The sequence below is a fragment of the Variovorax sp. GW823-FHT04F07 genome, from assembly GCF_058795995.1.
Genome location: NZ_JBXAIG010000001.1, coordinates 738,501 through 756,090, shown reverse-complemented (window position 1 = coordinate 756,090; position 17,590 = coordinate 738,501). Strand labels below are relative to the sequence as shown.

Genomic DNA, 17,590 nt, shown 5'->3' with positions numbered 1-17,590 from the left:
GTGGCTGCTTCTGCAGTCATGTGGGCCCAGATGGCGGAATTGGTAGACGCACTAGTTTCAGGTACTAGCGAGTAACATCGTGGAGGTTCGAGTCCTCTTCTGGGCACCAAGTTTAAACAGACCTTTACCAGGTCATCCGATTGAAGCCACCGGTCTCCGGTGGCTTTTTTCATGGCCGCTCGAAACCGCATCAAACGGGCGACGCGATCGTCAGATCACGCCCCTCGACGCCGGCCATGCACGCACGATCGCACCCACCCGCCTTCGGCAGGACACCCGCCGCACGAGCGATGTCGCGCAGAAGCTGAAATTTCGACACGCTCAAAAGAGCGCGCCAATTTTGTGTATATAATCGTAGTCTTTGCTGAGAAGCAAAATCAGCCCAGATGGCGGAATTGGTAGACGCACTAGTTTCAGGTACTAGCGAGTAACATCGTGGAGGTTCGAGTCCTCTTCTGGGCACCAAGATTGAACAGACCCTTACCAGGTCTTCTGACAAAAGCCACCGGCCTCCGGTGGCTTTTTTCTTGGCCGTTTGAATCAGGTGCATCAAACGGGCAACGCGATCAGGTCGTGGCCTTCAGCGCCCACGATGCGTGCACGCGTGAACTCGCCGACCTTCATCGTCTTGCTGATCTTTTCAGGCGGCAACAGGCGAACGGTGCCGTCAATCTCCGGTGCATCGGCGTACGTGCGCCCCACCCCACCCTTGCGGCCCAGCGCCGGCGCTGAATCGACCAGCACCTGCATCGTCGAGCCGACGCGCTTTTGCAGCTTGGCGATCGACACGGCCTCGGCCACTTCCATGAAGCGGGCGCGGCGCGCTTCGCGCTCGGCCTCGGGCAGCATGCCCGGAATGTCGTTGGCGGTGGCGCCCTCGACCGGGCTGTAGGCGAAGCAGCCCGCGCGATCGATCTCGGCTTCGCGGATGAAGTCGAGCAAGTGCTCGAACTCCTGCTCGGCCTCACCCGGGAAACCGGCGATGAACGTGCTGCGGATCACGAGTTCGGGGCAGACCTCGCGCCAGCGCGCGATCCGCTCCAGATTCTTTTCACCGCTGGCCGGCCGCTTCATGCGCTTGAGCACGTCAGGATGGCTGTGCTGCAGCGGCACGTCGAGGTACGGCAGCACTTGGCCGCTCGCCATCAACGGAATGATTTCATCGACGCTCGGATAGGGGTAGACATAGTGCAGGCGCACCCAGGCGCCGTACGGCTCGGCGATCTCGCCCAGCGTGCGCACGAGTTCGAGCATGCGGGTCTTGACCGGCTTGCCATCCCAGAAGCCGGTGCGGTACTTCACATCGACGCCGTAGGCCGAGGTGTCTTGGCTGATCACCAGCAGCTCCTTCACGCCGCCTTCGAACAAGGCCTTGGCTTCGCTGAGCACATCACCCACCGGGCGCGAAACGAGGTCGCCGCGCATCGAGGGAATGATGCAGAAGGTGCAACGGTGGTTGCAGCCTTCGCTGATCTTCAGATAGGCGTAGTGCCGCGGCGTCAGCTTGAGGCCCGCCACGCCGAAGGTGTTCGGCACGAGGTCGATGAACGGATCGTGCGGCTTCGGCAGGTTGGCGTGCACCGCGTCCATCACCTCCTGCGTGGCATGCGGACCGGTGACGGCCAGCACGCTGGGGTGCATCTGGCGCACGAGGTTGCCGCCCTGGTCACCGGTCTTGGCGCCCAGGCAGCCGGTGACGATCACGCGGCCGTTCTCGGCGAGGGCTTCGCCGATGGTGTCCAGGCTTTCCTTCACGGCATCGTCGATGAAGCCGCAGGTGTTGACGATCACGAGGTCGGCGCCCTCGAAAGTCTTGGCGGTTTGATACCCCTCGGCACTCAGCTGGGTCAGGATCAATTCGGAATCGGTCAAGGCCTTGGGACAACCAAGGCTGACGAAGCCGACCTTGGGGGCGGTCGGCGTGACGGTACGTTCAGGGGAGGCAACTTCGCTCATAGGCCTCTATTGTCCCAGCTATCGGTGACAGCGGGGCATTCATCGGGCAGTCACCCCATTCGGGCGGGGCCGCCGCGCGGCGCTCAGGGGCGCTTGATGCCAAAGGCGCCCAGCACCTGCTCGGTGTTTTTCTGCATCTGCTCCTGCATCTGCAGGAAGACGTTCTTCGATTGCTCGACGTAGTTGCCCATCAGCCCCTGGATCATCGGCGACTGCATGGTCATGAAACGCGACCACATCTCGGGCGTCAGGCCTTCGGCCTTTTCGGCGAGCTGGGCCTGCATCTCGGTCATGGCCTGGATGTTCTTCTCGAGGTACGGGCCCATGTAGCCCTGCATGGCCTGACCATAGAAACGGATGATGTTGGCCAGCACCTGCTCGGTGAACATCGGCGCGCCGCCCGCCTCTTCTTCCAGGATGATCTGCAGCAGGATGCTGCGTGTGAGGTCGTCGCCGGTCTTGGCGTCGCGCACCACGAACTGCGCGTTCTTGATGACCAGCTGCTTGACCTCGGTCAGCGTGATGTACGTGGATGTCTCCGTGTCGTAGAGCCGTCGGTTGGGGTACTTCTTGATCACACGCTGGACCGGCTTCACCCCGGACTTCTTGCTCTGCACTACAGACTCCTTCACATGGACGCCCATGTCATCGGATGATTCTAGGGAGCGGTTTTGCTGCATCGCGACAAGGTTTACCCTGACCGTGATTCTTCTTCAGGCGTCCGACGCGGTCGCGTACTCGGCACCGCACGCATGACACGCTGCAGTTTCGGGACGCTCCGGGGTCGACAGCCTGAAACGCAGCGGGATCTTCTGCCCGTAGACCACCCAGCACCGGGGGCAATGCTCCTGCCCCGCCGTCGGAAGATAGGCGCGTGCGCGCTGCTCGGCGCGCTCCTCGGTCACCGGCATGCCCTGTCGTTGTGCACGCGCCACTTCGCGTGCGGCCATGGTGTCGGCGCGACCGGCGGCAAGGTCATTGATGCCGTAGACCGCGCGCGCGAATTCAAGAGGGGCTTGCTTGAGCAATGCGGCCACGCGGTGGTCGGCGTGCGCCCGATCAACAGACGTTGATCGCGTATTCATCAGATCGCTTATCAAGGAAATTCGAGAAGGTTGGCAGACCGCTCAAGGTAGCACAACCACATGGCTCAGGCACCTTGCCTGCACCGCGCGAAGGGCCGCCCGTGAAAGGGGTTTTCGCTTGTGCCGATCACTCGGGACGATCGGGCTGATCCAGAGACAAACACGTCGTCCAAACGACGAACGGGTTGCAGCGAAATCGCTGCAACCCGTGTTTGAATTTGGTAGGCGCGATTGGATTCGAACCAACGACCCCCACCATGTCAAGGTGGTGCTCTAACCAACTGAGCTACGCGCCTAAGAGAAGCATCGAGTATAGCAGGAGAAATGGCCCTTTTCAGCGCCGACGTGCAGATCGCACACCAGTCACTGCAGTCACCACACTCAACACCTGCGTCAAACGCGCGGCATCGGCGATTTCCACAGTGAAAGTCATCCACGCCGTGCCCTTGATCGACTGCGTCTGCACGCCGATCACGTTCATCTTCTCGCGTGCGAACACATCGGAAATATCGCGCAGCAAGCCCTGGCGGTCGGCTGCCTCCACAGCCACATCCACTGCATAGACCGGCGCATCGGCGCCCTTCTTCGGCAGGCCCCATTCGACATCGATCACGCGTTCGCCGTCCTTCGCGGCCATCGTGCGGAAGTTGCTGCAATCCGCGCGATGCACGCTGACGCCATGGCCGCGCGTGACGAAGCCGCGGATCGCATCCGGCGGCGCCGGCTTGCAGCACTTGGCGAGCTGCGTCATCAGCGACGACACGCCCACCACGAGCACGCCGCCCTTGCCCGACTTCTCGCTGCCGCGCGCCTTCTTGATCTGCACGCCGTCGTCAGGGTTCAGCGCCGGCTCGGGCGGACGCAGCAGCGTCTCGATGTTGCGCAGCGAGAACTCGTCCTTGCCGACCACCTCGAACAGATGGTCCGCCGACTTGAAGCCAAGCTGCGAAGCCAGGTCTTCGAGCCGCATGGCCGTCTTGCCTTCGCGCTGCAGCAGTTTCTCGACGGCTTCGCGTCCGCGCGCCACGGTCTCGTGCGTGATCTGTGCGTTGAACCAGGCACGCACCTTGGCGCGGGCGCGGTGGCTCGCCAGATAACCCAGCTCCGCATTCAGCCAGTCGCGCGACGGACCGCCTTCCTTGGCCGCCATGATCTCGACCGTCTGCCCGTTCGACAGCGGCGTGTTCAGCGGCACCATCGCGCCATCGACACGCGCGCCGCGGCAGCGATGGCCCAGCGTCGTGTGCACCGTGTAGGCGAAGTCGACCGGCGTGGCGCCCTGCGGCAACTCGACGATGGCGGCATCGGGCGTGAGCACATAGATGCGGTCGTCGAACAGCCCCTGCCCCTGCAACCCACCCGACAGGTCGCGCTCCCAGGCCAGCAGCTGGCGCAGCACGGCGATCTTGGCGTCGTACTCGCCGCTCGCCCAGACGCCGGCGTAGCCTTTGTGGCCCGCTTCCTTGTAGGCCCAGTGCGCCGCCACGCCATGCTCGGCATGGTCATGCATTTCTTCGGTGCGGATCTGGATCTCGATGGGCTTGCCCACCTTGCCGTCGACGATCTCGCGCACCACCGTGTGCAGCGACTGGTAGCCGTTGGGCTTGGGCCGCGCGATGTAGTCGTCGAACTCTTCGTCGATGGGCTGGAAGTGCGAGTGCACCCAGGCCAGCGCGGCATAGCAGTCCTTCACGTCCGGCACCACCACGCGCAGCGCAAGGATGTCGAAGACCTGCTCGAAATCGAGCGACTTGCCGCGCATCTTCTTGACGATGCTGTAGATGTTCTTCGGGCGCCCCTGCACCGTGGCCTTGACGCCCTCGGCCTGCAGTTCGTGCTCCAGCTGCGAGCGCAACTGCTCGACGTGGCCTTCGCGCTCGATGCGCTTCTCGTCGAGCAGGCGCGCGATCAGCTTGTAGGTCTCGGGCTCGAGAAAGCGGAACGAGAGGTCTTCGATCTCCCACTTCACCTGCCAGATGCCCAGCCGGTTCGCGAGCGGTGCAAACACCTGCAGCGACTCGCGCGCCACGCTCTCGGGCGCGGGCTGCTTGCTGGCCGCCGCGTGCCGCAGCGTCTGCAGGCGCGAGGCCAGCCGCAGCATGACAACGCGCAGGTCGCGCGAGAACGCGAGCAGCATCTTGCGCACGTTCTCGGTCTGCGCGCCGGCGCCTTCGGCGTGGTGTCCTTGCGAGGCCGTTCGCGCCTGCTCCTGCACGCGCACGAGCTTGGTGGTCTCGACCGCGAGCGCAGCGAAGTTGTCGCCGAAAACCTTGGCGATCACTTCCTGCGGGCGGTTCAGGTGCTGGCATGAGTACACGAGGTAGCTCGCGGCCTGCATCGCCTCGGAGCCACCCATCTTCGCGACGATGCCGGCCACGGCATCGGCGTGCGCCAGCGTGTTCTCGCCGGTGTCGAGTTTTTCGTCGGCGATCAGCGGCTCGGCGAACGCGCGGGCGCGCGCCAGCATGTTCTCCATGACCGGCGAGCGGTCGGCCGTGGCGGCCGACAGTGGGTAATCGACCATGACGCCGTCGGACAGGGGTGCCGTCTGAAGGTTCGCAGACTCTCGCTTCACGATGCCCTCAATCGAACAGGAAATTCGTGACGACGGCGACCTGTGCGGGATCGACGAAAGTCGGCGCGTGCCCCACGCCCTCGAACTCGACGAGCGTGGCGCGCGGCCCACGCTGCGTCATCGCGGCCGCCGTCTCGGGCGACAGCAGGTCGGACACCGCGCCGCGCGTGAGCAGCGTGCGCGCCTCGATGGCGTCGTACAGGCTCCACATCACCGCCCCGCCCTGCGCCGCGATCTCGGGCGTGATGGCGCGCAGCGGCACGCCGATGGCCGGGTCGTAGTGCAGCACCCAGGCGCCCTCGCCCACCGGGCCGGCGCTGGCGGTCTTGGCGGCACCGTCGACGCTGCGCTCGGACGCCGGCACCACCATGTGCTGCGACAGCGCGCGCCACTGCTCGGGCGTGTGCGGCCCGAACGTGGTCGACAGGGCCCACATCGCATCGGCCGCAGCCTGCACGCTCGGAAACTGGCCGCTCTTGCCCACATAAGCGCCGATGCGCTGGATGGCGGCGGGCTCGACCGTGGGGCCGACATCGTTCGCGACGAAGCGGCGAATGGGCCGTGGCAGCGGCAGCTCCTTGTGGCCGGCCAGCACGAAGCCGATCAGCCCGCCCATGCTGGTGCCGACGTAGTCGAGCGTGTCGATGGGATGCTCGCCGTGCAACTGCGCGATCAGCGCCACCATGTCGGCGGCGTACACAGGCACTTGATAGAAAGCAGGGTCGCGCAGCCAGTCGCTGCGGCCGCGCCCGACCACGTCGGGACAGACCACGCGCACGTCGCCGCCCGCGCGCGCCACGATGGCTTGCGCGAGCACGTCGAAATCGCGCCCCTGCCGGGTCAGCCCGTGCACGCAGACCACGACATGTGCGCTCTGCGCGTCACCCCATTGCCAATAGGCCATGCGATGACCGCCCTGGGCGTCGTTGCAGGCCACGTCGTGAAGGGTCGGTTCTGTCATGGAAACGGAGGGGTTCGGGTGCGGATAATGGTCTCGTTGCATCCTAATTCATCCGGAGATTGATCTTCATGCTCAAAGGCAAAACCGCGCTTGTCACGGGGTCCACCAGTGGCATTGGCTTCGCCATCGCCAAGGCGCTGGCCCAACAGGGCGCACACATCGTGCTCAACGGTTTCGGCGACGCCGACACCCCCAAGGCCCAGATCGAGGCACTCGGCGTGCGTGCCGAGTACCACGGGGCCGACATGAGCAAGCCCGACCAGATCGAGGACATGATGAAGTTCGCGGCGTCGAAGTTCGGCCGCGTCGACATCCTCGTCAACAACGCCGGCATCCAGCACGTCGCCAAGGTCGAGGACTTCCCGACCGAACGTTGGGACGCGATCCTCGCGATCAACCTCACGAGCGCCTTCCACACGACGCGCCTGGCGATCCCCGCGATGCGCGAGGCCAACTGGGGCCGCATCATCAACGTGGCGTCGGCGCACGGGCTCGTGGCCTCGGCGCAGAAGTCGGCCTATGTCGCGGCCAAGCACGGCATCGTCGGCCTGACCAAGTCGGTGGCGCTCGAAACCGCGACCACCGGCGTCACCTGCAACGCGATCAGCCCGGGCTGGGTGCTCACGGCGCTGGTGCAAAAGCAGATCGACGACCGCGCGGCACGCGAAGGCATTTCGGCCCTCCAGGCGCAGAACGAATTGCTGGGAGAAAAGCAGCCCTCGCTGCAGTTCACGACGGTCGAGCAACTGGGCGGGCTGGCCGTCTTCCTGAGCTCTCCCGCCGCCGATCAGGTGCGGGGCGTCGCCTGGGCCATGGATGGCGGCTGGACGGCTCAGTAAATCAACAGAGACAACGAAAAAACGCCGGCGGCATTCGACCGCCGGCGCTGCGCTCTTTGTCTTCTTACTTGAGCTGCACCGAGCCGGAGACGTTCACGACCACGCTGGTCTTGCCCGCTTCCACCGGCACGGCCGAATCGGCGGCCGAGAACGACTTGGCCTGCATGGCCATCACGCGCGGGCGGATCGGGCCGCTGTCGTTCGCGTTCACAGACACCTCGCGCAGCGTGTAGCCGCCGAAGCCGAAGCCCTTGGCCAGCTCGCCGGCCTTCTGCTTGAAGTTGTCGATGGCGATGTTCTGCGCCTCGGTCTCGGTCTTGGCGCGCTGCTCGCGGCTCAGGCCGAAACCGACGTTGCCCACGCTGAGCGTGCTGATGCGCCCGGCCGTCTGGGTGATGCGCGCGAAGTCGCGGCCTTCGAGCACGAGCTCGGTCGAACCTTGCCAGCCGTTGATCTTGCCGTCCTTGGTGTAGCGCGGCGAGAGGCTGAAGTTGCCGGTGCGCACGTCGAGCTGGCCCGGCTGCGCATTCTTCTTGGCCTCGGCCAGCGCGGCGTCGAGCGCCGTCTTGAGCTGGGTCTGCACGGTGCCCGCCTCGGCGGCGTCGCGCGTGGTGACGAGGGTCATGCTCAGCAGGTCTTGCTGAACTTCGACGGTGCCGGAGGCCGACAGCTGGAGCACGTTTTGTGGAGCAGGCATGACGGCATTCTGGGCCAAGGCGGCGCCGGCAAAGGTCAACGCGGCGCAGGCCGCGATCAATTGAACAGTCTTCAAGACAGATTTCTCCCTGGTGGATGCGAGGAAAAGCCCTCGCCCGCGCCTTCTTCTTCAGTGGCGCAGGCTGCGCGGCGCGGTTTGCGGACTGGCGACGGGCTGCGGTACCGGCACGATGCGCTCGGCAGGCTGTGATTCTGCCGAATTCAGAAGTACACCCGTTCCCGCGGGCACCCACTGCCCCCGGACCTGCTGCCTCAACTCGAAGAGTTCACCCGCCGTGAGACGGCGCCCCGCCAGCGCTTCGCCGCGGCGCTGCTCTTCCCGCTGGGCCGCCCGGTGCGCGGCCACGGCATCGCGCACTTCGCTGCGGCGCCCTTCACTGACCCGCAAAAACCCTTCGGAAGCGACGGACGTCGCACCACAGGCGCATGCGAAAAAAAGCAGAGGCAAGGCAGAAAAAGAAGGTCTCATCGCGCAATCGTCATAAGGCAGCACGGACTGTGCCACCGCCGGGCAAAGCCCGGATGACCAGACGGCGAGCGGCCGCAAGTTATGTAACTTAGTGTCAACCACTACGGAATTCGGCAGCAATGGGGTCCTAACGCCTTCAGAATCGGCGCTGTTACAAATTCAACGTTGTAGAAATGACTCAAGTTCCCGCTCGCACCGACAAGATCGTGATCGTCGACGACGACGCCCGCATCCGCGACCTGCTGCGCCGCTACCTGACGCAGGAAGGATTCGAAGTGATCGTGGCCGAGGACGGCAAGGCGCTCAACCGCATCCTGTTGCGTGACACGGTCGACCTGATCGTGCTCGACCTGATGATGCCCGGCGAAGACGGCCTCTCCGTGTGCCGCCGTCTGCGTGCCGCCAACGACCGCACGCCGATCATCATGCTCACCGCCAAGGGTGAGGACGTGGACCGCATCGTCGGTCTCGAAGTCGGCGCCGACGACTACCTCGGCAAGCCCTTCAATCCGCGCGAACTGCTGGCCCGCGTGCACGCCGTGCTGCGCCGCCGTCCGCCGCTCGAGGCGCCGGGCGCCCCCTCCACCGAGAACGAGACCGTCACCTTCGGCCCGTTCGCCTTCGACCTCGGCTCGCGCACCCTGAAGAAGGACGGCGAAGAACTCTCGCTGACCACCGGCGAGTTCGCGATGCTGAAGGCGCTGGTGCGCCACCCGCGCCAGCCGCTGTCGCGCGAAAAGCTGGCCCAGCTGGCACGCGGCCGCGAATTCGAGCCCTTCGACCGCAGCCTGGACGTGCAGATCTCGCGCCTGCGCAAGCTGGTCGAGTCCGACGCCGCGGCGCCGCGCTACATCCAGACCGTCTGGGGCGTGGGCTACGTGTTCGTGCCGGACGGCACGGCCTGACGATCCGCTGAGAGGTGGCCATCGGCCTCCATTCCGCCCGACCTGACCCGGCCCAGGAGGACGGGGCACAGGTCACGATGCCGAGCCCGCTCGAAGCGAGCGCGCAGCGTGACCGCCGCCCCGGCCTCAAGCTGGGTTTCAGCCTTTTCTGGCGCACCTTCTTTCTGCTCGCGCTGCTGCTGATCGGCTGCACGGTCGCGTGGCTGCAGACCTTCCGCTCGCTCGAATACGAGCCGCGCGCCATCCAGACCGGGCACCAGATCGCCTCGCTCGTGAACCTCACACGCGCGGCGCTGGTGTACTCGGACGCGATCACGCGGGTCTCGCTGATCAAGACGCTGGCCGACCAGGAAGGCGTACGCATCCTGCCGCGCGAGCCCAACGACCGCTTCCAGCCTTACACCAGCGGCGCGCTCGACGAGCGCGTCACCGAAGAGCTGATCGCTCAACTTGGCGAAGGCACCACCGTCGCCAGCCGCGTGAACGACGAGCCGGGCCTGTGGATCGGCTTCACCATCGAGAGCGACACCTACTGGCTGCTGCTCGATCCCACGCGCTTCAGCCGCGTGGGCGGGCGCACCTGGCTGGTCTGGCTCAGCACGGCGATGGCGCTGTCGCTCGCCGGCGCGGCGCTGATCACGCGGCTCATCAACCTGCCGCTCAAGCAGCTGTCGCGCGCCACCTTGCAGGTGCGCGAGGGCGAGTACGAGGCGCACCGGCTCGACGAGCGCGCCCGCACCAACGAGATCCGGGCGGTGAACATCGGCTTCAACCGCATGGCCGACCAGCTCGCCAAGATCGAGCAGGACCGCGCCATCATGCTGGCCGGCATCTCGCACGACCTGCGCACCCCACTGGCCCGGCTGCGGCTCGAGACCGAGATGAGCGTGGCCGACGAAGACGCGCGCGACCACATGGCCGCCGACATCGCACAGCTCGACGCGATCATCGACAAGTTCCTCGACTACGCCCGACCCGACCACGTCGACCAGCGCCCCGTGCTGCTGCGCGACGTGATCGACGCCTGCACCTACGCCGTGCAGGACTACGAAGAGATGAACATCCACGTCGACGTGCCCGCCGACCTGAAGGTGATGGGCGACGAGGTGGAGCTCACGCGCGTGATCTCCAACCTGGTCGAGAACGCCCGGCGCTACGGCAAGACGCCGTCGACCGGCGTGGCCGACGTCACGATCCAGGCGCAGGCCAACAACGACGCGGTGCTGATCAAGGTGCGCGACCACGGCGCGGGCGTCGAGCCCGCCTTGCTCGTGCAGCTGACCAAGCCCTTCTTCCGCGGCGACGCGGCGCGTACCTCGGCGGCCGGTGCCGGCCTGGGGCTGTCGATCGTGGCGAAGAACATCGAGCGCATGGGCGGCACCTTCGCCCTCACCAGCACGCCGGGCCGGGGCCTCGCGGCCCACATCCGGATGCCGCGCGCGATGCCGGCGGGCAGCAGCAAGCCCGGCGAGGTGCCAGGCAAGAAGCAGGTCGCCTGAGGACGCGCGTCAGCGGTGCAGCAGCACCGCGGCGCGGGCTTCCATCGCCCGGCCCTCGCCCACCGGGCCGAGCTTCTCGGCCGTCTTGGCTTTCACATTGACCTGATCGAGCGCAATACCCAGCGTGTCGGCGATGCGCTGGCACATGGCCGGGATGTGTGGCGCCAGCTTGGGCGCCTGCGCGATCACGGTGCTGTCGACATTGCCGATCTCCCAGCCGGCGGCCCGCACGCGGCGCGCCGCCTCGGCCAGCAGCACGGCCGAATCGGCACCGCGGAACTGGGCGTCGGTGTCGGGAAAATGCCGGCCGATGTCGCCCAGCCCGGCCCCGCCGAGCAGCGCGTCGGTGATGGCGTGCAGCAGCACGTCGGCGTCCGAATGCCCGAGCAGGCCGGTGGTGTGCGGCACCTCGATGCCGCCCAGGATGAGCTTGCGCCCCGCCACCAGCTGGTGAACGTCCCAGCCTTCGCCGATGCGGATGTTGAACGGTGTCGTCATGCCATGGCCTTCTTGCGGCCGAGCAGCACCGCCTCGGCCAGTGCGAAATCTTCGGGGAAGGTGACCTTGAAGTTCTGCGCGCTGCCGGGCACCAGCAACGGCGCCAGGCCAAGGGTCTCGATGGCGCTGGCCTCGTCGGTCACCACGTCGCCCACGCGCTCCAGCGCGTCGAGCAGCATGCCGATGCGGAACATCTGCGGCGTCTGCGCCAGCCACTTGTCGGCGCGCGGCAGGGTCTGGGTCGAGCGGCTGTCGGTCGACGAGACCTTCAGCGTATCGGCCAGCCGCTGCGCCAGCAGGCCGCCGACGGCGTCGTGCTCGCAAGCCGCGATCAGCGCCTCGATCTGGCTGGACGTGACCAGGCAACGCGCCGCGTCGTGCACCAGCACCCAGTCGTGCGGCCCGGCACCCTTCTGGCGCAGCGCCGCCAGGCCGTTGCGCACCGAAGCGGCGCGCGTCAGGCCGCCCACGCGCAGCAGGTACTCGCCGGTCGTCGGGAAGCGCGGCAGCGCCGTCTGCACCTCGCGGTCGTCGGGCGACACCACCACGGCCACGCCCGCGAAACGCCCGGCCAGCGCGCGGAACGCGTCCACCGTGTGGGCCACCATCGACTGGCCCGCCAGGCGCCGGTACTGCTTGGGCTGCGCGCCGCCGGCGCGGTGGCCGGAACCGGCACAAGGGATCAGCACGTAGAAACGGGAAGAAGACATGGAGGGTGCGGCACGGGCCGATGGCCGACAAGCGGATAAGGGGCCGCCATTCTAGAATTGACATTCGCACACCCCTCGCCGTCCGGCGCGGGGTGTCGTGCATTTTTCGAACCGCTCCATGGACCTCCCCCTTCTCCCGGCGGGCAAGCGTTTCACGCTGCCGCGTCCCCCGTTGTCCGCCGACGCGCTGATGCTGGCCCAGCTCGGCATGCGCGAGAAGGCCGCGGGTCGCGCCACCGCGATGTTCACCGCCGACGCGAACGACGCCCAGCGGCTCATCGACGAAATCGCCTTCTTCGCCCCCGAGCTGCGCTGCGCCCTCTTCCCCGACTGGGAAACGCTGCCCTACGACAGCTTCTCGCCGCACCAGGACCTGATCAGCGAGCGCCTGGCCACGCTGTGGCGCATCAGCCAGAAGGAGGCCGACGTGGTGCTGGTGCCCGCCACCACCGCGCTGTACCGGCTGGCGCCGCCCGCCTTCCTGGCCGGCTACACCTTCCAGTTCAAGGCCAAGCAGAAGCTGCAGGAGTCCAAGCTCAAGGCGCAGCTCACGCTGGCCGGCTACAGCCATGTGACGCAGGTGGTGAGCCCGGGCGAGTACGCGGTGCGCGGCGGCCTGATCGACCTGTTCCCGATGGGCTCGCCGGTGCCGTTCCGTGTCGACCTGTTCGACGACGAGATCGACTCCATCCGCACCTTCGACCCCGACACCCAGCGCAGCCTGTACCCCGTGCCCGAGGTGCGCCTGCTGCCGGGCCGCGAGTTCCCGATGGACGACGACGCCCGCGCGCGCTTTCGCAGCCGCTGGCGCGAACTGCTCGAGGGCGACCCGACCAAGAGCCGCATCTACAAGGACATGGGCAACGGCGTGGCCACCGCCGGCATCGAGTACTACCTGCCGCTGTTCTTCGACGAGACGGCGACGGTGTTCGACTACCTCGGCCCCGACGCCACCGTCGTGCTGCACGGCGACCTCGAACCCGCGTTCCAGCACTTCTGGCAGGACACGAACGAGCGCTACCGCCTGGTGCAGGGCGACCCCGAGCGCCCCGCGCTGCCGCCCGACGCGCTGTTCCTCAACGCCGAGCAGTTCTACCAGCGCGCCAAGCCGCATGCGCAGCTCGCCATCCGTGGCGACATCGCCACCGACGCGCCCTACGCCGAGTTCGACAAGCTGCCGCCCTTTGCCGTGGTGCGCGGCGCCGAGGACCCGCTGGTCGGCCTGAAGGCCCACATTGCCGCCACGCCGCACCGCGTGCTGCTGATCGCCGAGAGCGACGGCCGCCGCGAGAGCCTGCTCGACTTCCTGCGTGCCAGCGGCGTGAACCCGCCGGCCTTCGACTCGCTGGCCGAGTTCGAAGCCTCGGGCGACGAAAAGATCGGCATCGCCACCGCCGCGCTGGCCTCGGGCTTCGCGTGGCGCGAGCAGGCCATCGACTTCGTCACCGAAACCGAGCTCTTCGCCACCGCGCCCACCACGCGCCGGCGCAACAAGAAGCAGGAACAGGTCAGCGACGTCGAAGCGCTCATCAAGGACCTGTCCGAACTCAACGTGGGCGACCCCGTGGTGCACTCCGCGCACGGTATCGGCCGCTACCGCGGCCTGATCCACATGGACCTGGGCCAGGGCACGGGCGCCGACGGCAAGCCGCTGCTGCAGGAAATGCTGCACCTGGAGTACGCCGACAAGGCCACGCTCTACGTGCCCGTGAGCCAGCTGCACCAGATCAGCCGCTACACCGGCGTCAGCGCCGACGAGGCGCCGCTGCACAAGCTGGGCTCCGGCCAGTGGGAAAAGGCCAAGCGCAAGGCCGCCGAACAGGTGCGCGACTCGGCCGCCGAGCTGCTCAACATCTACGCCCGCCGCGCGGCACGCGAAGGCCATGCCTTCCGCTACTCGCCGGCCGACTACGAGGTGTTCGCCAACGACTTCGGTTTCCAGGAAACCGCCGACCAGAAGGCCGCGATCCACGCCGTGGTGCAGGACATGATCTCGCCCCAGCCGATGGACCGCCTCGTGTGCGGCGACGTGGGCTTCGGCAAGACCGAGGTCGCGCTGCGCGCCGCCTTCATCGCCGTCACCGGCGGGAAGCAGGTGGCCTTCCTGGCGCCGACCACGCTGCTGGCCGAGCAGCATTACCAGACGCTGGTCGACCGCTTTGCCAAGTGGCCGGTGAAGGTCGCCGAGATGAGCCGCTTCCGCTCGGCCAAGGAAATCACGGCTGCCGCCAAGGGCTTGGCCGAGGGCCAGGTCGACATCGTGGTCGGCACGCACAAGCTGCTCTCGCAGTCGGTCAAGTTCAAGAACCTGGGCCTGCTGATCATCGACGAGGAGCATCGTTTCGGCGTGCGCCACAAGGAGGCGATGAAGGCGATGCGCGCCGAGGTCGATGTGCTCACGCTCACCGCCACGCCGATTCCGCGCACGCTGGGCATGGCGCTCGAAGGCCTGCGCGACCTGAGCGTGATCGCCACCGCGCCGCAGCGGCGCCTCGCCATCAAGACCTTCGTGCGCAACGAGGGCACCGGCGTGATCCGCGAGGCCGTGCTGCGCGAGCTCAAGCGCGGCGGCCAGGTCTACTTCCTGCACAACGAGGTCGAGACCATTGAGAACCGGCGCCAGAAGCTCGAAGAGATCCTGCCCGAGGCCCGCATCGCCGTGGCCCACGGCCAGATGCCCGAGCGCGAGCTGGAGCGCGTGATGCGCGACTTCGTGGCCCAGCGCTACAACATGCTGCTGTGCTCGACCATCATCGAGACCGGCATCGACGTGCCCACCGCCAACACCATCGTGATGAGCCGCGCCGACAAGTTCGGCCTGGCGCAGCTGCACCAGCTGCGCGGCCGCGTCGGTCGCTCGCACCACCAAGCCTATGCCTACCTCATGGTGCCCGACACCGAAGGCCTGACCAAGCAGGCCTCGCAGCGGCTCGAGGCGATCCAGCAGATGGAAGAGCTGGGCTCGGGCTTCTACCTCGCGATGCACGACCTGGAGATCCGCGGCACCGGCGAGGTGCTCGGCGAGAACCAGAGCGGCAACATGATGGAGATCGGCTTCCAGCTCTACAACGAGATGCTCAGCGAAGCCGTGCGCTCGCTGAAGGCCGGGCAGGAGCCCGACCTGCTCTCGCCGCTGTCGGTCACGACCGAGATCAACCTGCACGCCCCCGCCCTCCTGCCCGACGACTACTGCGGCGACGTGCACCTGCGGCTGTCGTTCTACAAGAAGCTGGCCACCGCGAAGAACCCCGACCAGATCGACACGCTGCTGGAAGAAATCGTCGACCGCTTCGGCAAGCTGCCGCCGCAGGCCCAGACGCTGATCGACACGCACCGCCTGCGCGTGCTCGCGCGGCCCTACGGCGTGGTGAAGGTCGATGCGGCGCCGGGCATCATCAACATCACCTTCCGCAAGGACGCGCCGGTGGACGGCATGGCCATCATCCAGCTGATCCAGAAGAACAAGCACATCAAGCTCGCCGGCAACGAGAAGCTGCGCATCGAGCGCGAACTCAAGGAGCCGAAGGACCGCGCACAGATGGTGCGCGACGTGCTGCGCAGCCTCGGACAACCCCTCGTCAAGGAAACCGCCCCCGCATGAGCGCTACGACTGAAATCTCTCCCGGCCTCGTCCTCCAGCGCGTGAAGCCGCCGCTGAAGCTCGCCGACTTCAAGCTGATCGCGTTCGACATGGACTCGACGCTGATCAACATCGAATGCATCGACGAGATCGCCGATGCCGTCGGCAAGAAGGCCGAGGTGGCCGCGATCACCGAAGCCACGATGCGCGGCGAGATCAAGGACTTCAAGGAAAGCCTGCGCCGCCGCGTGGCGCTGCTGCAGGGCGTGCCCGTGGCCGCGTTGCAGCAGGTGTACGACGAGCGCCTGAAGCTCAACCCCGGCGCCACCGAACTGGTGGCGGCCTGCAAGAAGGCGGGCCTCAAGGTGCTGCTGGTGTCGGGCGGCTTCACCTTCTTCGCCAACCGCGTGAAGGACCGCCTGGGCATCGATTTCGCCCGCTCCAACCTGCTCGACGAAGCCGATGGCCAGCTCACCGGCCAGGTCGTGACGCAAAGCTGGGGCGACATCTGCGACGGCGCCGAAAAACGCCGCACGCTGCTCGAAGTGGCGTCCCTCATGGGCATCTCGCCGCAGGAAACCATCGCCGTGGGCGACGGCGCCAACGACCTGCCGATGATGGGCGAGGCCGGGCTGTCGGTGGCCTATCACGCCAAGCCGAAGGTGCGCGAGCAGGCCATGGTGGCGATCAACGAAGGCGGGCTCGACCGCGTGCTGGAAATCCTGAAATGACCGACGCCGCCCCGCTGTACTGCGCCGACGCGCTGCGCGACTACGCCAGCGCCCTGCTGCAGAAAGCGGGGCTCGCGGCCTCGATGGCCGACAGCGTGGCGCGCACGCTGGTCGAAGGCGACCTGCTGGGCCACGACACCCACGGCCTCGCGCTGCTGGCCGGCTATGTGAAAGAGATCGAATCGGGCGGCATGACGCGCGACGGCGCGCCCGAGGTGCTGTCCGACCGCCCTGCCGCCGTGCTGTGGGACGGCAAGCGCCTGCCCGGCCCCTGGCTCATGGACCAGGGCATGGACCTGCTCGTGCCGCGTGCGCGCGAACTGGGCACCGCCTCGCTCGTGATCCGTCGCAGCCACCACATCGCCTGCCTCGCCGTCTACATGCTGCGCGCGCTGCAGGAAGACATGCTGATGCTCCTGGCCTGCTCGGACCCCAACACCGCCAGCGTCGCGCCCTTCGGCGGCACGCAGGCGGTGTTCACGCCGAACCCGCTGGCGATGGGCTTTCCGCTCTCGCAAGGCGGTGTGATGGTCGATATCTCGGCCTCCATCACCACCAACGGCATGAGCAACCGCAAGCGCGCGGCCGGCGAGACCTTCGCCGAGGAATGGCTCATCGACGCGGCGGGCAAGCCGTCGAACAACCCGCAGGTGCTGTTCGACCAGCCGCCCGGCACGCTGCTGCCCGTGGGCGGCCTGAGCCACGGCCACAAGGGCTACGGCATGGCGCTGCTGGTCGAGACACTCACGGCCGGCCTCGCGGGCCACGGCCGCGCCGACCCGCCCGAAGGCTGGGGCGCGACGGTGCACCTCACGCTGCACGACCTGAATGCGTTCGGCGGCAAGGCTGCCTTCCTGCGCCAGATGGACCACGTGGCGGCGCAATGCCGCGACAACGCGCCCATCGACCCGGCCAGGCCTGTGCGGCTGCCGGGTGAAGGCGGGTTGAAGCGTCGGGAAACGCAATCGGCGAACGGGGTGCGGCTGCACCCGTCGATTGCGCGCTCGCTGCAGGAGGCGGAGCAGCGGCATGGCCTGCGGCTGGCGCAGGCGCTGATCTGACGGG

The 17,590-nt window shown here is 67.0% G+C and carries 15 protein-coding genes and 3 tRNA genes; 8 read left to right on the top strand and 10 right to left on the bottom strand.

Annotated elements, in window-relative coordinates:
- Nucleotides 1-24 precede the first annotated feature (24 nt).
- Nucleotides 25-109, top strand: a tRNA-Leu gene (locus tag AC1RAA_RS03520).
- A 271-nt stretch (nucleotides 110-380) separates the two neighbouring features.
- Nucleotides 381-465, top strand: a tRNA-Leu gene (locus tag AC1RAA_RS03515).
- 84 nt (nucleotides 466-549) lie between these two features.
- On the opposite strand, the gene rimO is transcribed toward AC1RAA_RS03515, so the two are convergent.
- The 6 genes from rimO to AC1RAA_RS03485 all read right to left on the bottom strand — a co-directional run bounded on the left by rimO (nucleotide 550) and on the right by AC1RAA_RS03485 (nucleotide 6,577).
- Nucleotides 550-1,956 (bottom strand): 30S ribosomal protein S12 methylthiotransferase RimO, encoded by a 1,407-nt coding sequence (gene rimO, locus AC1RAA_RS03510; protein WP_492726503.1) that lies wholly within the window; start codon nucleotides 1,954-1,956, stop codon nucleotides 550-552.
- Between the two features lie 83 nt (nucleotides 1,957-2,039).
- Nucleotides 2,040-2,600 (bottom strand): polyhydroxyalkanoate synthesis repressor PhaR, encoded by a 561-nt coding sequence (phaR, locus tag AC1RAA_RS03505; RefSeq protein ID WP_062480702.1) that lies wholly within the window; start codon nucleotides 2,598-2,600, stop codon nucleotides 2,040-2,042.
- Between the two features lie 69 nt (nucleotides 2,601-2,669).
- Nucleotides 2,670-2,993 (bottom strand): hypothetical protein, encoded by a 324-nt coding sequence (locus AC1RAA_RS03500; RefSeq protein WP_307693744.1) that lies wholly within the window; start codon nucleotides 2,991-2,993, stop codon nucleotides 2,670-2,672.
- 267 nt (nucleotides 2,994-3,260) lie between these two features.
- Nucleotides 3,261-3,337, bottom strand: a tRNA-Val gene (locus AC1RAA_RS03495).
- Nucleotides 3,338-3,375: 38 nt separating this feature from the next.
- Nucleotides 3,376-5,565: a RelA/SpoT family protein gene (locus AC1RAA_RS03490; protein ID WP_492726501.1), complete on the bottom strand. Its 2,190-nt coding sequence runs from the start codon at nucleotides 5,563-5,565 to the stop codon at nucleotides 3,376-3,378.
- A gap of 58 nt (nucleotides 5,566-5,623) precedes the next feature.
- Nucleotides 5,624-6,577, bottom strand: coding sequence for an alpha/beta fold hydrolase (locus AC1RAA_RS03485; RefSeq protein WP_492726498.1), 954 nt, complete (start codon nucleotides 6,575-6,577; stop codon nucleotides 5,624-5,626).
- A gap of 68 nt (nucleotides 6,578-6,645) precedes the next feature.
- Between AC1RAA_RS03485 and AC1RAA_RS03480 the strand changes: the two genes are divergently transcribed.
- The gene (locus AC1RAA_RS03480; protein WP_095947875.1) at nucleotides 6,646-7,416 is read left to right on the top strand and encodes a 3-hydroxybutyrate dehydrogenase; all 771 of its coding nucleotides are present in this window, start codon (nucleotides 6,646-6,648) and stop codon (nucleotides 7,414-7,416) included.
- A 64-nt stretch (nucleotides 7,417-7,480) separates the two neighbouring features.
- On the opposite strand, the gene AC1RAA_RS03475 is transcribed toward AC1RAA_RS03480, so the two are convergent.
- Together AC1RAA_RS03475 and AC1RAA_RS03470 are read right to left on the bottom strand one after the other, a co-directional pair.
- Nucleotides 7,481-8,188, bottom strand: a complete 708-nt coding sequence (locus tag AC1RAA_RS03475) for an SIMPL domain-containing protein (protein ID WP_062480709.1) — start codon at nucleotides 8,186-8,188, stop codon at nucleotides 7,481-7,483.
- Between the two features lie 54 nt (nucleotides 8,189-8,242).
- Nucleotides 8,243-8,680: a hypothetical protein gene (locus AC1RAA_RS03470; RefSeq protein ID WP_223301309.1), complete on the bottom strand. Its 438-nt coding sequence runs from the start codon at nucleotides 8,678-8,680 to the stop codon at nucleotides 8,243-8,245.
- Nucleotides 8,681-8,775: 95 nt separating this feature from the next.
- Between AC1RAA_RS03470 and ompR the strand changes: the two genes are divergently transcribed.
- Complete coding sequence (gene ompR, locus AC1RAA_RS03465; RefSeq protein ID WP_007837017.1) at nucleotides 8,776-9,507, top strand: osmolarity response regulator transcription factor OmpR; 732 nt, start codon at nucleotides 8,776-8,778, stop codon at nucleotides 9,505-9,507.
- Nucleotides 9,508-9,584: 77 nt separating this feature from the next.
- Nucleotides 9,585-11,006, top strand: coding sequence for a sensor histidine kinase (locus tag AC1RAA_RS03460; RefSeq protein ID WP_062480711.1), 1,422 nt, complete (start codon nucleotides 9,585-9,587; stop codon nucleotides 11,004-11,006).
- 9 nt (nucleotides 11,007-11,015) lie between these two features.
- On the opposite strand, the gene ispF is transcribed toward AC1RAA_RS03460, so the two are convergent.
- Together ispF and ispD are read right to left on the bottom strand one after the other, a co-directional pair.
- Nucleotides 11,016-11,504, bottom strand: a complete 489-nt coding sequence (gene ispF / locus AC1RAA_RS03455; RefSeq protein WP_369647192.1) for a 2-C-methyl-D-erythritol 2,4-cyclodiphosphate synthase — start codon at nucleotides 11,502-11,504, stop codon at nucleotides 11,016-11,018.
- The gene (gene ispD, locus AC1RAA_RS03450; protein WP_354343578.1) at nucleotides 11,501-12,214 is read right to left on the bottom strand and encodes a 2-C-methyl-D-erythritol 4-phosphate cytidylyltransferase; all 714 of its coding nucleotides are present in this window, start codon (nucleotides 12,212-12,214) and stop codon (nucleotides 11,501-11,503) included. Before ispD ends, ispF begins: the two co-directional genes overlap by 4 nt.
- A gap of 118 nt (nucleotides 12,215-12,332) precedes the next feature.
- Here ispD and mfd point away from each other — a divergent pair, with 118 nt between their 5' ends.
- The 3 genes from mfd to AC1RAA_RS03435 are packed head-to-tail and all read left to right on the top strand — an operon-like array spanning nucleotide 12,333 to nucleotide 17,586.
- Nucleotides 12,333-15,815 carry a transcription-repair coupling factor gene (gene mfd / locus AC1RAA_RS03445; protein ID WP_369647194.1) on the top strand — a complete coding sequence of 1,161 codons (3,483 nt, stop codon included), beginning with the start codon at nucleotides 12,333-12,335 and terminating at the stop codon, nucleotides 15,813-15,815.
- The gene (gene serB / locus AC1RAA_RS03440) at nucleotides 15,812-16,525 is read left to right on the top strand and encodes a phosphoserine phosphatase SerB (protein ID WP_062480719.1); all 714 of its coding nucleotides are present in this window, start codon (nucleotides 15,812-15,814) and stop codon (nucleotides 16,523-16,525) included. Before mfd ends, serB begins: the two co-directional genes overlap by 4 nt.
- Nucleotides 16,522-17,586 carry an Ldh family oxidoreductase gene (locus AC1RAA_RS03435; RefSeq protein ID WP_492726493.1) on the top strand — a complete coding sequence of 355 codons (1,065 nt, stop codon included), beginning with the start codon at nucleotides 16,522-16,524 and terminating at the stop codon, nucleotides 17,584-17,586. The genes serB and AC1RAA_RS03435 overlap by 4 nt, the downstream gene beginning before the upstream one ends.
- Nucleotides 17,587-17,590: the final 4 nt, after the last annotated feature.

Excerpts from the sequence above, each read along its gene's own strand:
- rimO (WP_492726503.1), bottom strand. The coding sequence starts at position 1,956 with ATGAGCGAAGTTGCCTCCCCTGAACGTACCGTCACGCCGACCGCCCCC.
- phaR (WP_062480702.1), bottom strand. The coding sequence starts at position 2,600 with ATGGGCGTCCATGTGAAGGAGTCTGTAGTGCAGAGCAAGAAGTCCGGG.
- AC1RAA_RS03490 (WP_492726501.1), bottom strand. The coding sequence starts at position 5,565 with ATGGTCGATTACCCACTGTCGGCCGCCACGGCCGACCGCTCGCCGGTC.
- AC1RAA_RS03485 (WP_492726498.1), bottom strand. The coding sequence starts at position 6,577 with ATGACAGAACCGACCCTTCACGACGTGGCCTGCAACGACGCCCAGGGC.
- AC1RAA_RS03480 (WP_095947875.1), top strand. The coding sequence starts at position 6,646 with ATGCTCAAAGGCAAAACCGCGCTTGTCACGGGGTCCACCAGTGGCATT.
- ompR (WP_007837017.1), top strand. The coding sequence starts at position 8,776 with ATGACTCAAGTTCCCGCTCGCACCGACAAGATCGTGATCGTCGACGAC.
- AC1RAA_RS03460 (WP_062480711.1), top strand. The coding sequence starts at position 9,585 with ATGCCGAGCCCGCTCGAAGCGAGCGCGCAGCGTGACCGCCGCCCCGGC.
- ispF (WP_369647192.1), bottom strand. The coding sequence starts at position 11,504 with ATGACGACACCGTTCAACATCCGCATCGGCGAAGGCTGGGACGTTCAC.
- ispD (WP_354343578.1), bottom strand. The coding sequence starts at position 12,214 with ATGTCTTCTTCCCGTTTCTACGTGCTGATCCCTTGTGCCGGTTCCGGC.
- mfd (WP_369647194.1), top strand. The coding sequence starts at position 12,333 with ATGGACCTCCCCCTTCTCCCGGCGGGCAAGCGTTTCACGCTGCCGCGT.
- serB (WP_062480719.1), top strand. The coding sequence starts at position 15,812 with ATGAGCGCTACGACTGAAATCTCTCCCGGCCTCGTCCTCCAGCGCGTG.
- AC1RAA_RS03435 (WP_492726493.1), top strand. The coding sequence starts at position 16,522 with ATGACCGACGCCGCCCCGCTGTACTGCGCCGACGCGCTGCGCGACTAC.